The organism is Geomonas edaphica, assembly GCF_004917075.1.
GTDB lineage: Bacteria > Desulfobacterota > Desulfuromonadia > Geobacterales > Geobacteraceae > Geomonas > Geomonas edaphica.
This window is the reverse complement of record NZ_SSYB01000001.1, coordinates 978,672-992,849: the sequence shown is the minus strand read 5'-3', so window position 1 is coordinate 992,849 and position 14,178 is coordinate 978,672. Positions and strand designations below refer to the sequence as shown.

16 protein-coding genes are annotated in these 14,178 nt (G+C 55.3%); 12 read left to right on the top strand and 4 right to left on the bottom strand.

Annotated elements, in window-relative coordinates:
• Window positions 1-16: 16 nt before the first annotated feature.
• The 3 genes from E8K79_RS04285 (at window position 17) to E8K79_RS04275 (ending at window position 2,283) form a co-directional block, all read left to right on the top strand.
• Window positions 17-454, top strand: coding sequence for a nucleoside deaminase (locus E8K79_RS04285; protein ID WP_136513621.1), 438 nt, complete (start codon window positions 17-19; stop codon window positions 452-454).
• A 540-nt stretch (window positions 455-994) separates the two neighbouring features.
• Entirely contained in the window at window positions 995-1,273 is a 279-nt protein-coding gene (locus E8K79_RS21225; RefSeq protein WP_198419768.1) for a hypothetical protein, read from the top strand.
• Between the two features lie 530 nt (window positions 1,274-1,803).
• Window positions 1,804-2,283: a class II SORL domain-containing protein gene (locus tag E8K79_RS04275; protein ID WP_136513620.1), complete on the top strand. Its 480-nt coding sequence runs from the start codon at window positions 1,804-1,806 to the stop codon at window positions 2,281-2,283.
• Window positions 2,284-2,943: 660 nt separating this feature from the next.
• On the opposite strand, the gene E8K79_RS04270 is transcribed toward E8K79_RS04275, so the two are convergent.
• Window positions 2,944-4,044 (bottom strand): hypothetical protein, encoded by a 1,101-nt coding sequence (locus E8K79_RS04270; protein WP_136513619.1) that lies wholly within the window; start codon window positions 4,042-4,044, stop codon window positions 2,944-2,946.
• A 518-nt stretch (window positions 4,045-4,562) separates the two neighbouring features.
• On the opposite strand from E8K79_RS04270, the gene E8K79_RS04265 reads away from it, so the two are divergent.
• The 4 genes from E8K79_RS04265 (at window position 4,563) to E8K79_RS04250 (ending at window position 8,413) form a co-directional block, all read left to right on the top strand.
• The gene (locus E8K79_RS04265) at window positions 4,563-5,549 is read left to right on the top strand and encodes a DnaJ-like cysteine-rich domain-containing protein (protein WP_136513618.1); all 987 of its coding nucleotides are present in this window, start codon (window positions 4,563-4,565) and stop codon (window positions 5,547-5,549) included.
• Between the two features lie 162 nt (window positions 5,550-5,711).
• Complete coding sequence (locus tag E8K79_RS04260; protein WP_136513617.1) at window positions 5,712-5,996, top strand: cytotoxic translational repressor of toxin-antitoxin stability system; 285 nt, start codon at window positions 5,712-5,714, stop codon at window positions 5,994-5,996.
• Window positions 5,965-6,306: a helix-turn-helix domain-containing protein gene (locus E8K79_RS04255; protein WP_136513616.1), complete on the top strand. Its 342-nt coding sequence runs from the start codon at window positions 5,965-5,967 to the stop codon at window positions 6,304-6,306. Before E8K79_RS04260 ends, E8K79_RS04255 begins: the two co-directional genes overlap by 32 nt.
• Window positions 6,307-6,490: 184 nt before the next feature.
• Window positions 6,491-8,413: a UvrD-helicase domain-containing protein gene (locus tag E8K79_RS04250; RefSeq protein WP_136513615.1), complete on the top strand. Its 1,923-nt coding sequence runs from the start codon at window positions 6,491-6,493 to the stop codon at window positions 8,411-8,413.
• Between the two features lie 21 nt (window positions 8,414-8,434).
• Here the strand turns inward: E8K79_RS04250 and E8K79_RS04245 are convergent, their stop codons facing one another.
• On the bottom strand, window positions 8,435-8,971 hold the full coding sequence (locus E8K79_RS04245; RefSeq protein ID WP_246043710.1) for a rubrerythrin: 537 nt from the start codon (window positions 8,969-8,971) through the stop codon (window positions 8,435-8,437).
• Window positions 8,972-9,347: 376 nt separating this feature from the next.
• Between E8K79_RS04245 and E8K79_RS04240 the strand changes: the two genes are divergently transcribed.
• From E8K79_RS04240 to E8K79_RS04220, 5 genes are read left to right on the top strand one after another with little or no spacing between them, the layout of a single operon-like run.
• Window positions 9,348-10,106, top strand: coding sequence for a hypothetical protein (locus E8K79_RS04240; RefSeq protein WP_136513614.1), 759 nt, complete (start codon window positions 9,348-9,350; stop codon window positions 10,104-10,106).
• Window positions 10,103-11,239, top strand: a complete 1,137-nt coding sequence (locus tag E8K79_RS04235) for a M48 family metallopeptidase (RefSeq protein WP_136513613.1) — start codon at window positions 10,103-10,105, stop codon at window positions 11,237-11,239. Before E8K79_RS04240 ends, E8K79_RS04235 begins: the two co-directional genes overlap by 4 nt.
• Window positions 11,240-11,251: 12 nt before the next feature.
• Window positions 11,252-11,791: a hypothetical protein gene (locus E8K79_RS04230; protein WP_136513612.1), complete on the top strand. Its 540-nt coding sequence runs from the start codon at window positions 11,252-11,254 to the stop codon at window positions 11,789-11,791.
• 30 nt (window positions 11,792-11,821) lie between these two features.
• A complete protein-coding gene (locus tag E8K79_RS04225; RefSeq protein WP_135869619.1) occupies window positions 11,822-12,166 on the top strand; it encodes a cupin domain-containing protein in 345 nt (114 codons plus the stop codon).
• Between the two features lie 26 nt (window positions 12,167-12,192).
• A complete protein-coding gene (locus E8K79_RS04220; RefSeq protein ID WP_136513611.1) occupies window positions 12,193-12,531 on the top strand; it encodes a hypothetical protein in 339 nt (112 codons plus the stop codon).
• Window position 12,532: 1 nt separating this feature from the next.
• Here the strand turns inward: E8K79_RS04220 and E8K79_RS04215 are convergent, their stop codons facing one another.
• Both E8K79_RS04215 and E8K79_RS04210 read right to left on the bottom strand, forming a co-directional pair.
• A complete protein-coding gene (locus E8K79_RS04215; RefSeq protein ID WP_136513610.1) occupies window positions 12,533-12,802 on the bottom strand; it encodes a hypothetical protein in 270 nt (89 codons plus the stop codon).
• Window positions 12,803-13,771: 969 nt separating this feature from the next.
• Window positions 13,772-14,140, bottom strand: coding sequence for a hypothetical protein (locus E8K79_RS04210; protein WP_136513609.1), 369 nt, complete (start codon window positions 14,138-14,140; stop codon window positions 13,772-13,774).
• Window positions 14,141-14,178 lie beyond the last annotated feature (38 nt).

The following is a 14,178-nucleotide window of genomic DNA, read 5'->3' as shown; positions in this document are numbered from 1 at the left end:
CTGAGAGGAATTTTCCATGGACAAATTCATGCAAGCAGCTCTGGAAGAGGCTCGAACCGGTTTGTCAGAAGGCGGAGTACCAATCGGGTCAGTTATAGTGCATGACGGCAAAATTATCGGCAGGGGCCATAACCGAAGAGTGCAAAACGGAAGTGCTATTCTGCATGGTGAGATGGATGCTCTGGAGAATGCCGGGCGCCAGCCTGCCTCTGTATATCGGAACTGCGTGCTTTATACCACTCTCTCGCCTTGCCCTATGTGTAGCGGTGCCATTATCTTGTATGGGATACCGCATGTCATAATCGGAGAGAACCACACGTTCATGGGTGAAGAGGATGTCCTCAAATCGCGTAATGTGACTGTTGAAGTTCTGCAGGACAAGCAGTGTATTGGTATGATGGAGGAGTTTATTCGGCAAAAGCCCGAACTGTGGAATGAAGATATCGGGGTGTGAACATGGAAACCGAAACTTTGTCTACGATCGGCAGGAACCAAAATCCCGATCAATAGGGCAGGGGGACGTTGTTAATCTACTTACATTGGGTGGGGCACGTAGAGCAAAAGTGAAAAATATTAACAACGTCCCCGCCGTCCCCTTTACAACTGACATAGCCAAACCGGATTCCGTAATACCAAAGACCTTCACGCAATTACATGAGGCACAACTACATGCGCGGCATAAAACCTGCGACAGAACTGAAGCGCCATAAACCAAGCTAGTCCCCACCCGTTACCCTGTTTTCCTGCTGCTCGCCAATCTTCAAATCAGCAAAGAGACATCTGAATACTCATTGTTTGTCCTGCTCAGATTAATTCCAGACTCGCTTGTCATCGCAAGGTTCACTGCACCTGTTATTACTGGAAAGGTGCTGTTGAAGAATTCTTTTGTCTTCACGGCTTCTTAACGCCCTCGGTGAGGATTTTCACGCCGTCTTAATATGCCAAGGGATATGGTGATGTTTAGGGATGAAACGAAAACGCCTGGAGAATCGCCATGAAAATCTATTTTTATTCCCCAGAAACTGGAGTCTATCAGGGCGAGGATTTCGTTGATGCAACTCTGGTGATGAGGTCGCCCCCCCAAATTCCGGAGTGGGCCACAACCATTGCTCCCCCGGCTTACAGCAAAGGAGAAGTGCCGGTCTTTCTTGCGGACGAAGAACGGTGGGTACTGACGCACCTAGAGCGAATTCAGAATTGGCACCTCGTTCCGGCCCGAGAGGACGAACCGCTTGCAAGAGAGCTACCGGTGACATCACTTCCGTCAGAATGAGACACAGTGAGATAACTGGGGAGCCAAGGGAGCCAAAGAGCCAAGGGGACACGTGTAAGTTTATAAGATTCTGGACCAGAGACTCTACTGCCGTTGCCATTTTGGCTCTTCGGCGCAATAACATTGAATCTAGCGGGGCACGACTGCAGGGGCAGTGGGACGTTGTTGACTTCGTTGAGTTCACTCCAGCAAGTCAACCAACTCAACAACGTCCCCCCCTCCCATTTTTGTTTTGGCAAACTTTGCATCGCCCCCGCATTGACTTAAAGACGCTAAGAGAAACTAATAATCTTATAGGCGTTCCCTTGTTCCTCATCCTGAAAATCTCAGCCAGCACCGTGTCAGTCACGCCGGTGGAGACGTTCACCTGAGTTACTTCCACCGGCTGCCCTCCACTGTGGTACGTACCGAACTGCTTCCCTGTATTGCTATTATGAGCGACCTTCCGTTGACTTGTCTCCTCCAGCCACTAGACTCAGATGGGGCACAATCATTAACAGACTGATGACAATGTCATGAGGAGGTTTCAAATGAACAGACGGGCTTTTCTGAAAACCACAGTTGCCGGCTCTTTAGTCGCGGGCTTCGCTGGAACGGTTGCGGCGGCCGAGCGCTATTTCCCGACCCAAGTTGACATGAGGCTCTTCGATACAATCAACAGGGTAAAGGACCCAACTAAAAAGACTCCGCTCGAGAAAAGCCATGCGCCTGTCATCACCGCTCCTGCATCAGTAACGGCCGGCAAGCCTTTCACCGTGGAAGTATCGGTCGGGGAAGTGCTTCACGGGATGATGCCCGCCCACTGGATAGGCTTTATCGAGCTCAGTCTTGGCAACGAGCCCGCTGGAAGAGTGGATCTGCAGCCGAGGGGGTACCTGGTACCGAAAGTTGCCTTCACCGTTGTGGTCCCCAAAGAGGCAGCGTCGACCGGGAAGGTTACACTGGTGGCAAAACAGCAGTGCAACCTACATGGTCTATGGGAAGGAACCCTCGATGTCGCGGTGACCTGATTCCGGCCGATGGGCCTGGAGGATGTATCTGGTTACTGGCGATGGCGCGGTACGCACCACCATCGCATACTGTCGGGTGCTGCGCGCGGAGAAGACGTGGGGTGGCGAGGTCGGGCGCCATCCCAGGTGGTGCGAGGGGCGCGCGGGAATTATGGTGCTTGTTATGTCCAAAATTCCTGTTTGCATTTCTAGCTGACAGGCAGATAATTACTCTTACCTGCTATGAAGACAATCGTACCGAAAGGATGCCAACCACATCTATCGAAAACGAAAACCTTCAGAACCAGGTAAAGGCTCCCGCTCCACCAGCCATCGGTCCTGAAAAAACCGACCGCTGAGCGTAGACACTGCTAGCATTAAAAACGCTACTCTGCCGCCGGGAGCCACCAACGAAACTGCTTTGGTCAGAGACCGCAATTGGACTTGCTAAAAACAGTCCTAATTACAGCGGCAACCTCCCAAAGCAGTTTCTTTTTTTGTGCCCTCCATCAATTATGCCGCCGTCTTGACATCTGTAACCCGGGTAGAAGAAAGGGGACGCCTTTTACGCTTCCCTTATCATGTGGATTCTTTGACACACTCCGTAACATAAGAAAAGGCCCCGGCGAGAGCTTGTACAGCTTCGCGCCGGGGCCTTTTTTCAATTTAAAGATGTACTTCCTATTGTGCTGCGGTGGTCACTTTGTTGAGGGCCTGCTCGACATCATCAATGGTCTGGGTATCAAAGCCCAGCTTCGCTGTCGCGGCAATGCGGCCGTCCGGCTTTTCAGTCACGATGACGTAGTTGATGCCGAGCAGCCGGTTGAAGAGCGGGGTTTTCTTGCCGGTGGCAAGGTTCTCGACGGTGGTTTCACGCATGCTGTTTTCGGTGATGATCAGGAGCGGACCGCTGTCGCTTTTCTGCCAGGAAATGCGCCAGTAGTAGTGACCACCGTTGGGCATGCCGTACTTGTCGTAGAGGCTTTCGAAGAACTCCACTTTCTTGCAGGCATTCATCACCGCTCCCTTACGGCGGCACTGCGAGTAGTCGCCTTCCTTCTTGTCATCCATGCTCACGTTGATGGGAACCTGCTTCCCGGAGTCCATATGGAGGAGGATGTAGTCTTCCTTCTTGTTGATGCCGAGAGTGCTCCCAAGACTGGACACGGCATTCATGATGCCGCCCACCTGGTCGCTTTTGTCGATATCCTGTCGCTCTACCAGGAGGTAACGCGTTCCGACGATGTCACCGTTCTGGAAAGGTGCAATCAGGAAGCCGTCCGGGACAGCTATGCTGGTGATCCCTTTGCCAGGTGTATAGAGGAAGCCGGCGGTTGAACGGCCGACCAGGAAGCCTCGCGACAATGGAATGATCGCTTCGCCTGTGAGTTTCTTGCCGGTGGCGGTGACGACGCTCCAGCCGGTCGCGGTCACGTTCGCGGTGGCAATGGTTATCGGTTCGCTACCGACCCGCATGGTCTTGATGGCATAGCTGTCTTCGGAAAGTTGGGCCATATAGGTGACATCGCCAGTTCTGGCGCTGGAGCCGTATTTGACGATCTGGCCCTCGGGATCGATGTGGCGCCTGCCGTTCGCTTCAAAGCCGTCCTTCTTCTTCACAATGGTTGCGCCACCGGGAAGTTCCGGGAAAGCGGCGATCTGCGCAGCGAGATCCTGTTCGCTCACGGCCGGAGCCTGTTCGATCTTAGCCGCTTGTTTGGCTTGGGCCTCCTGGGGCTGTCCCATTCTGTTAAGGAAACCCTGCATTAGTTTCTGACGCATTTCCATCTCTTCCGCTGTCGGTTGATGAGGCATGATGCATCCGTTTAGTGACAAGGCAGAGACGACAAGTACAGCCGACAGGGCAATCATACGCATAGCAAGGACTCCTTCTAACTTTGGGATTTTTTCCACGTGGGAGGATTTGGCATTTTTATGCAAAAACGCAGAGTTTGGCAAGATTTTTTTGAATGCAAGCTCATAAATAAGCAAAAATTATCTAGCTATTATGCTTGCGTATGAACAACTGCATGTCAGCCAGAGTGCCTACCATCATGAGTACCCCGGACCAAGCTAAGTGCGTAAAAAGTAATCAACGAATTGTGCCGTGATATAGATCTTGCCCCCGTAGGTCGGCATTTCTCTCTGGTGATGTTGGAGAGTGCGGCTGGTCTCACTCTTGATGGCTTTCCCGTCGGCATGTTTGGGAGCCTAAAATAATCAAACCACTTTCATAATGCGAAGCATTCTGCTAATTCCCACCGGGAGTTTCCTGACACATCCCGAAAAGAGGCCGCGCAATGGGAACCATAACCGAAATCACAGTAGTACCACCAACGCACGAGGAGATTCTGAGCCTTCTTGATGAATGGGGCTGGCAAGCGCCGATGCAACCAAGGTACCTGTCCGCGCACTACAAGGTTACCAAGATCCTCTCGATGTCTGTATTCAGCTACCGACTGAAGAGCCAGTTTGAGACCAGATGGGACTCCATCGAGAGGAAACCCTATCGAGGCGGTCCGCTGGATAACGAGGGAACCCCACCCTCCATCTGGGACATGCCGCTCGACACTCCGAAGATCTTCGAGACGAGCCGCCACCTGTATCGGATACCGCACACGGATAAAGTGGAGGCCTGCAAATGCGTTGGTGGCAAGATCACTTGTCCGGATTGTTCAGGGACCGGAAGGTCCTCTTGCTTCTGGTGCTTCGGGTCCGGGCACGTCACGAGGACGGGTAATGACGGTTCGTCTCATACCAGTAGTACCACCTGCCTGCATTGCCACGGCTCCGGCAGGCACACGTGCACGAAATGTAAAGGGCGTGGCAAGATTACTTGTCCAACTTGCGATGGAACCACCAAGATTCTTTCCTACAGGGTGATGAACGCCAGGTACGTCGAGGAAGAGTTCGTGGACGTGGTGCACCAGGCCGAGCTACCTGAGTTGCCTGTAGAGATGGTCCGAGAGAGTGGATCAAAAATCGTCCTTCAGGACGGGGCCCCCATCCTTACCGCAGAGGGCTTTCCTGATGTGCTGGAAGTGAACGATCGCCTCAATGAACTCATCGAGCAGTCACACCTATTAAAGATGAAACTGTGGTACCAGGAAGTGGTAACAGTTCAGCAGATTGGCGATGCTACCAAGGCCACTGTCTGGATTTGCGGCACCGAGAAAAAACTTTTCGTTTCTGATTTCCCGGTCATCACTTCCCAGACCGGCGTCTGCCGGATCTCCTGTGCGAAATGTGCAGGCTATAACCCGATGCGAGAGGCCGGAACTGTCTGAGAGGGATGCTCCAAGCGGGAGCCTTGGGGTTTTGGTGGTAAAATCGGAATGGAAACGGGTCACGACTGATGTTGTGATCCGTTTTGCATTGCTGGCCATTCACCATTAGTCTCTCGCAGAGCGTGCGTTGACTTTATACTAAAAGCTAGTATAGGATGGCGAATGAGATGGCTCGTAACCTATACCAGGAAGGCAGCCAAGCAGTACGATGAACTGCCGAGTGCGGTACAGGACCGCATGGACCTGCTGACTGCGGAGTTGGAACTTCTTGGCCCCAATCGACATAATTGGAAGAACTACTCGAAACTCGCTGGTGGGAGCCAAAGGTATCACTGCCATGTGAAGAAAGGGAAGCCTACTTACGTTGCCGTCTGGGAAGTGGTGAACGGTCGGGTGAGCGTCCTGGAGGTAATCTATGTTGGCACGCACGAAAAAGCGCCCTACTGAAGGACTGGTTGCGCTGCAGTTGATGGTTCATCCAGCAAACGTTGCTGCCATTACCAAATATGCCGAGCAACTGGAACAGTCGGAGTCGGTCCCTTGGCGGGAGGTGGCGGAGCGACGCGGCAGCGTGCCGGCCTCGATCCTGCGCGGCGCACGAGGTAAGGTGGGGGTTACCCAGACCAGGCTGTCGGAACTCTGCGGGATACCGCAGCGGCACTTGTCCGAAATGGAGCGTGGCAAGAGGCCGATAGGCAGGGAAACCGCCAAAAAGCTGGCTGCTGCGCTCGATCTCGATTACCGTCTGTTCTTGTAGATACCGCAGATGGGAAAGGGGCGGGCCTCGGCGTAGAAAGTGCTTGAAAGAGGGCTTGAATCTCGGTATATCTAGTCCGCGTGGAGCTTCCTGGACGAAGCGTTACACGTATCATGGAACCAAAGCTACAAGGCACTTGCGGGTTTTCCTGCGGGTGCTTTTTTATGTTCGGTATGAGGAGTTGATGGAAATCGTAAAGCAGGAAATAGAGCGGCTGGACAGGGTGCATGAGGCGATCGGGCGATACGCGGTCGACCGCCTGCAGACGATCGGGAGGCACGAGGCTTACACGAAGGAGCTGGAACAGCAGCGCCTCGCCTCGGTGGACTGGCGCGAGAAGAACGATATCGCGGAGAAACTGATCGAGCACGGGCACCACTCGCCGCGCAAGTACCTTCATGAATTCACCCAGCAGGCCTCTCCCTACTTCGGCATCTTAGGCATCCATGACACCGACCGCAGGATCGGAAAGAAGGAGTACCTGATCGGCAACCAGACGCTCATGGACGGCCAGCGTGTGATCGTCATCGACTGGCGCAAGGCGGAGATCACGGGTCCGTTCTACGAGGGGTATGACATAGGGGAGGAGTACGAACTCACCATCAGGGGTGTTGAGAGGGAAGGGGTGATCACCCGCCGGGACAAGGTGACCATCACCAGGAAGGCTTTGCACAGGATCGAGACCCCTTCGGAGACCTACGAACTGCGCGGCGACACGTGGCACAAGAACGGCTCGGCCGGCGAATCGACCGCCGACACCAAGGAGCGGACCGAGGACCACCGGATGGTGGATTCCATTGCTGCCCTCATCTCTCCCGAGCAGTTCCGCGCCATCACCAAACTAAAAGACGGCGTGGTGGTGATAAACGGTGCGGCCGGGGCAGGGAAGACCACGGTGGCGCTCCACAGGCTCTCCTACCTCATGTTCGACGCCCCCGAGAGGTACCGCCCGGAGCGGTGCATCGTCCTCATGTTCAACAGGGTTCTGCGCGACTACGTGAAGCAAAGCAGCGATACCCTCCTCGGTCCGGTCCGGGTGGATACCTACAGCGCATGGTCCCTGACGGCGCTTGCCGCCCTCGGCGTGCACTCGTTGAAGACGGTCTTCGACGATCCCTTCGGGGCGCAGAAGAAAAGCAGCCGGGTTCCGGCCCTTCTCGCGAAATACGTGAAGGAGACCACGAAGATCGAGCCGGTCACCGACCTGTGGCGCTTCCTCATGCAGGACTACGTCGTAGCCGCGCTTTGCACCGACTCCGGAGCGGAGTTCCTGCGGGCGGCACAAAGGAAGTTCGAGGCGAAGGAGCGGACGGTCTCGTTCTCCGATGTCAGCATCCTGCTCCGCCTGGCTCAGCTGCGGCGCCCGGCAGGGACCGTAGTGCTCGGGGCTCTGAACGCCTACGACCACATCGTGGTCGACGAAGCCCAGGATCTTTCCTCGCTCGAGCTGCGCACCATCGTGGCCGCTACCTCCGCGGCGCGAAGCATCACCATCTGCGCCGATGAAAAGCAGCAGATCCTGAGTTTCCTCGACTCGCAGGGGTTCTCAAGCGTCATGGCCCAACTCCACTCGCAGGGGTTGGAAAAGGAGAACCTGACCGTTTCCTACCGCTGTCCGAAGGAGATCGTCGATCTGGCCGCCCAGGTGAGCGGGCGGAGCGCCGACACCACCAAGGCCCATTCCGGTGCACTCGATTTCCATGCCACGCGAAACGCCGCCGAGTCCATGGCGAAGATCCGGGAAATCGTCGAGGGGCTGGTGCTGGCCTCACCCGGCTCGCTTACCGGTGTCATTTGCAAGAAGAAGGCGGACGTCAAGGCGCTGCACGCTGCGCTCTCCGGCGTTCCCGGCCTGCACGCCGAAGGGGAGGTCTCCTTTTCGCCCGGGGTCCAGGTGATCCATGCTCACGCCATCAAGGGAGTCGAGTTCACCAACGTGATCCTCTACAACCCGAGCTCCTTCGACTACCGCCAGACCGACCCGGACAGAAACCTCCTGTACGTCGCTATAACCAGGGCGTGTAAGGCCCTGCACATCGTCCATCACCAGCGGCTGGCGCATGGGCTTCGTGACGGGGCTGCTGCCTGCCTTGCGGGACGTGCGTAACGTGCCGCTCACATCTCGGTGTCAGCAAAATTCCATCGTACTTTTCCCCATGCGGATGACCTCCCGGTAATCCTTCAACATGGTGACATGGCCGTTGTCATGCGCCATCATCGCCTCGAAAAGCTGCTTGAGTCCTGCGTCTTGGAAATGCACCACGTTGGACATATGCAAAAGGGCCACTTGCTCCTCCAGGCGGATGGCCATGTCAAGCGCGTCTTCGGGAAACGGCGTCGAGCCTGTCAGCCGCTCGACGATTTCCTCCAGTTTTTTCAGGTTGGCGGACGCTTTGGTGACGTCGATCTTGACCGCTTCCATGCCAGTCCCTTGCAGCCTGATCGCCAGGTGGAACTGCTGGGTGTGGTTTTCCTCCTCGACTGCCGTCTTCTTGAACAACATGGAGAGGCTTTCGTCATCGGCAAAGATATTGGCGTAATGGTGGTACAACGTCGCCACTTTCGACTCGAATCCTGCACACTGCTGCAAGAACTGCAGTTGGTCCATGGGCAGCTTCAAGGTCTGTGCATTCTCTTTCTGCAGCATCTTATGTCTGCTGATCATGGGGAATTCTCCTGACTGGGTGTCCGTCTTTCACCTACGCTCCTCCAAAACGGCAACAGGGGACCAGCTAAAATAGCTGGTCCCCTGTTGCTTATTGGCTGCAATGCCGGGATCGAACAAGCGGTGCCGGCGTCAATGGTTACTTTACGGACACGACTTGTACCAGATAGAGTTCGGAAAATCAAGGGTTTCTCTGTAGGTGTAACGGGGTGAGGATCCTTCGAGTTCCAAACTGGTTGCTGCAATGATTCCAGACTGGTTATTTTTGACAATATTTCACTGTGACATAAAATCTTACTGTATTTGAATTCCCTTTGTTTGGAGACCACCGTTACAGCTTCTATCTCGCTTTTTTTCTGACTATGTCGGAGGCTTTATGGACAACCTTAAACGATGTGCCCGGCTGGTTTTTATCGCGATAGGTTTCTCCCTCTTGCTGCTGGGGTGTGCCGCACCACGGACCATCCAGACTCATCCCGCCCTCTCACAGAAATGTCAGAACATAAAGAGCATCGTTTTTGCCAAACCGGACATAAAGGTTTACCTCGTTTCCGCCGGTGGCGTCCCTGAACTTATGGATGAATGGTCGAACCTCGCAAGTGACAACGTCACCAAGGCCCTGCTCGCCCAGTTTGAAGGCTCCGGCACCAAAATATCGGTGCTGAAGACGGACCCTCAAAATGAGCAGGAGATGAAGGAAGTGCTCGCTCTCTTCCCGGTGGTGAGTAACGCCATCATGTACCATGCCGCTCCGGCTCAGCCCGGATTCACCCAAAGCGCCCCGATGACGTACGAGACAGGCGCAGACTACTCCGTCGGTCCGATCCCCAAGATCCTGGATCCGGCTGGGGCCGATGCCCTGCTCCTCGTCCATGGAGTGGACCAGTATGCCAGTGCCGGGAAAAAGGCTGTGAATGTCCTCGGCACTGTCTCGGGCGTGATGATGTCGGCGTTCACCGGGATCGTCGTCGTACCGAGAGGGGAGGGGACGACCCTCAGAATAGCCCTCGTTGACCGCAACGGGACCGTCCTCTGGCACAACCTGAAGGGCGGTTCGACGAACCTGCGCGACCCGGACCAGGCAAAAGGTTTCGTCGAGGTGGCTCTCGACGAATTCCCGGGACTGAAGAAATGATCAGGCTTTGCCTCATCGTCATGTTTCTTGCGCTTTGCTGTCCGGCCTCCTTCGCGGTGGCAGGTGCCGGGCCGGCATACCCGCAGGATGACGATGAGCGGCGGCTTTGGCTGCGGGTTGACGAGGAAGTGAAGAAGCTGAACGTCAGCAGCCAGATCTACAAGAACGCGGAGATGGAACTTTACTTGGACCAGGTTGTGAAGACGCTGCGCACCAGGGAGGAGCTCGCGGCCTTCCCTCTCAAGTTTCGGATCATCAGGGAGCGGTCCTGCAACGCGTTTATCTTCCCTAACGGTAGCGGTTACATCAATACCGGCATGTTGGCGAACATGGAGAACGAGGCGCAGCTCGCCACGATCCTGGCCCACGAAAGCATCCATGCCATCAATCGCCACATGCTGAAGGAGTTCCGCGACGCAAAAGACAAGAGTGCTCTTTCGACGGTGCTCGGCATGCTGACCGGGAACCTCCTGACCCCTCTGGGACACCTGGGAGCGTTTGCATCCATGAAGGGATACTCCCGCGAGCTGGAAGCTGAAGCCGATCGCGAAGGGTTCCGGTTGCTGATGCGGGCAGGTTACGATCCCTACGAGGCACCCAAAGTCTTCAGTGCCCTTCAGAAGGAGGCCAAGGCGGAAGACCGCAAAGAGACCTTTTTCTTCGCCTCGCACCCGATGCTCCAGGCGCGGATCGACAACTTCAACGCCCTTCTCGCCGTCGAGGCGAACGGTAAAAAGGGGAAAAACAATGCCGAGGGGTACCTGCGGACCTTTGCCGTGCTGCTGCTGGAAAATGCGGAGATGGACATGAAGGCGGGACACTTCGGGAGGGCGCAGGACTGCATCACGCGTTATATCGTAGCCCGTGGCGAGGATGCCCGGGCCTGCCTGCTCATGGGGGAGACGTACCGCCGCGACAGCAGCCATCCCGATCTGGTGAAAGCAAAAGAGCTGTATCAGAAGGCGGTCCGGCTGGACCCGCTGTATCCCGAGCCTTACCGCATGTTGGGCCTTATCGCCTACAAGGAAAAGGACGCGGAGCTTGCGCGTAAGTCACTTGGTGAGTATCTGAAGCTGCAACCTGGTGCTCAGGATCGCGGGTACATCGAGGGGATGTTGCAAAACCTGCATTAGGGGAGGCAATAAATGAAAAGGGTGCTGCTTGTGATGGTGCTGGTTCTCCTTGGCGGCTGTGCCACGACCAAGCCGGGGACGCAAAATCGGCCTTTTTCGGTGACCCAACCGCCCGGCTGGAAAGAGCAAAGGACCAGCGCGCTGATGCTGGTCAGCAAGGAGTATCCCGCCCTGCAGAACGTAGAGATCGCCAGGAAGGGGCTCCAGGAGGAGAAGCAGTTTACCCACACGAAGCGACGGGTGACTGCGGGGATGCTGCCGCAGGAACTTGCCGAAGTTGTCATCGACGAATTCCAGTCGGACCAGAACTTCCCGGTGGACGCGGTGGAGGGAAATGAACCCGCGATGATTGGTGGGGAGCCCGGTTTTCGTGTCCGCCTGACTTACAGCACTAAATCTGGCCTGAAATATCGTACCGAGGTCTACGGCTTCGTGCATGATAACTGGTACTACCAGATCACCTACTCGGCGCCGGACCGGTATTATTTCGCAAGGGATCTGCCTGCCGTGCAGGAGATGGTAAAGTCCTTCACCCTTTCAAAGACGCAGTGAAGCGTCGCCTCGAGAACGAAGGAGGGCGCGATGAGTGATGACCCGTTAAGCATCGAGACCAAAGGGGTAACGGTGCAGCTACTCACCAGTGTAGATCTTGGTCCTGAAATAGAGGGGATGGCGGGACGCGAACTGCGCATGCGCATGGTGACCATCGAGCCCGGAGGGGTCTTCGGTCCGCTGCACGACCATATAGACCGGCCTGGCACCGTCTATATTCTGCAGGGAACCATAACGGACCACCGAAACGGCATAGCCACGGACTACGGTCCGGGGGCAGGCTGGCCCGAGGACAGGAACACCATGCACTGGCTCGAGAACAGAGGCACGATCCCCGCTGTGGAGATTTCCGTCGATATAGTCAGGAAAGGGTGAGCAAGAGGGCTTGGGAGCGGGTTTGTATGGAGCAAGACAAGCTTGAGGAGTACCAGCTCGAAGAGGACATAAGCGTCCACATCTTCACTGCTTCGGCCGCGATGGTTGGTGTCTGCCTTACGGTAATCGGCCTGGTACGCGTCTTCATAACCATTAAGCGGGTCGATACACTTGCGGATGACATTTTGGCTGTCGCGTCGCTTATCTTTCTTACCTCGTGTTTACTGTCCTATTGGGCCTTGAGAACCAGAAAGCGGCAGCGCATGTACAGGATAGAGCGGGTAGCAGACGCCGTTTTTATCTTCGGTTTGCTGCTGATGGTGGTAGTGTGCGGGATCATTACGTTCATCATAGAGTCCGCTTGAATCACCCCTTCAGGTGCACAGTCTTTTCGTGAAGGACGATGGCGCAGCGGAACGAGCTATCGTTGTCGGCGTAAGTGGCGACGGCATCACATGTCCGGACCAGTCTTTTCAGGTGCGGGGTCAGCTTATTTATCGACTCCTCGTTGAGTCTGAACGTCAGGGGCATCGCCTCGACCGGTGTCCCTTCAGGAGCATCACCAGTCTCGAAATAAAGAGTAACCGGTTCCAGTTCCTCACGGCCTAAGGCGTACGAGCGGAACCTGTCGGTCACTCGTCTTCTTTGGTTCTTCGTGGTTGAAGGGTAAAACCAAAGTGCGAAACGAGTTGCTCCTTTGTCGACGGAAGACGAGAGCACCGTTTCAAAGAACGACGCAGTTATTTGTCTCTTGATGGTTTTCATTTCTTCACTCTTTATGTCAATTCCCCCTGCCAGTCAAGCCAATCTACGAACCGCCCCCCCCATTTAAACATGGAGCAATGCATCGAGCCATGCGTCATCCCCTTAGGGCTCGATGGAGTAACGTATCGCGCGATGTGCCATGACCTATCAAGCGATGTGCCATGACATATTGCGCGATGCGCCATGACCTATTGCGCGATGTGCCATGACATATTGCGCGATGCGCCATGACATATTGCGCGATGCGCCATGACCTATTGCGCGATGTGCCATGACATATTGCGCGATGCGCCATGACCTATTGCGCGATGTGCCATGGCCTATTGCACGATGTGCCATGGCCTATTGCACGATGTGCCATGGCCTATTGCACGATGTGCCATGGCCTATTGCGCGATGTGCCATGGCCTATTGCGTGATGTGCCATGGCCTATTGCGCGATGTGCCGTGACCTATTGCACGATGTGCCATGACCTATTGCGCGATGTGCCATGGCCTATTGCACGACGTGCCATGACCTATTGCGCGATGTGACACGACCTATTGCGCAATGTGACACGACCTATTGCGCAATGTGCCACGACCTATTGCGCAATGTGCCATGGCTTATTACGCGAGTTGCCATGACCTATTGCACGATGTGCCATGACCTATTGCACGATGTGCCATGGCTTATTGCACGATGTGCCATGGCGCTTAGCCCAAATGAAGTGTCGCAAGGCACGAAGCGGGGTGTGAAGGGGCATCCTGAAGTGGGCAAGGTTGAGACGGGAACGAGGAAAGGCCTCCCTCGGGGAGCTTCCATCCCGAGGGAGGGGTAACGGTGAGCTGTGGTGGCACCTAATCAGGCGAAGAGGTGGTGGTCCTTTTCTTTTTAGGGGACGCAATCACTTCAAGTCCTGCCTGCAGCAGTGCGGGGATGTCGTCTTCCGTCGCGACTACCTGGAGATAAGCGGCGACCTTCTTGAATAAATCGATCATGACTTTGAAGGCCTGGTTCCGCATTACGATGGCGACGCGGTCGTAGTTGATGGCATTGCGGTACTTCTGCTCCGCGTCACTGATCGCTGCGCCGATCACCTCCAGAGGAACCGCCAGCTCGGCCGCTTTTTTGTACAACGACAGGGTGGCCAATCCGCCGTAGTACCGTTGGCAGTCGCCGAGGACCACCAACGTTTTACCGGATAATTTGTACCTTAGATGTAGCATCGTCACCTCCGTTTTTTTGATAGTTAAGGCGCGCTAAC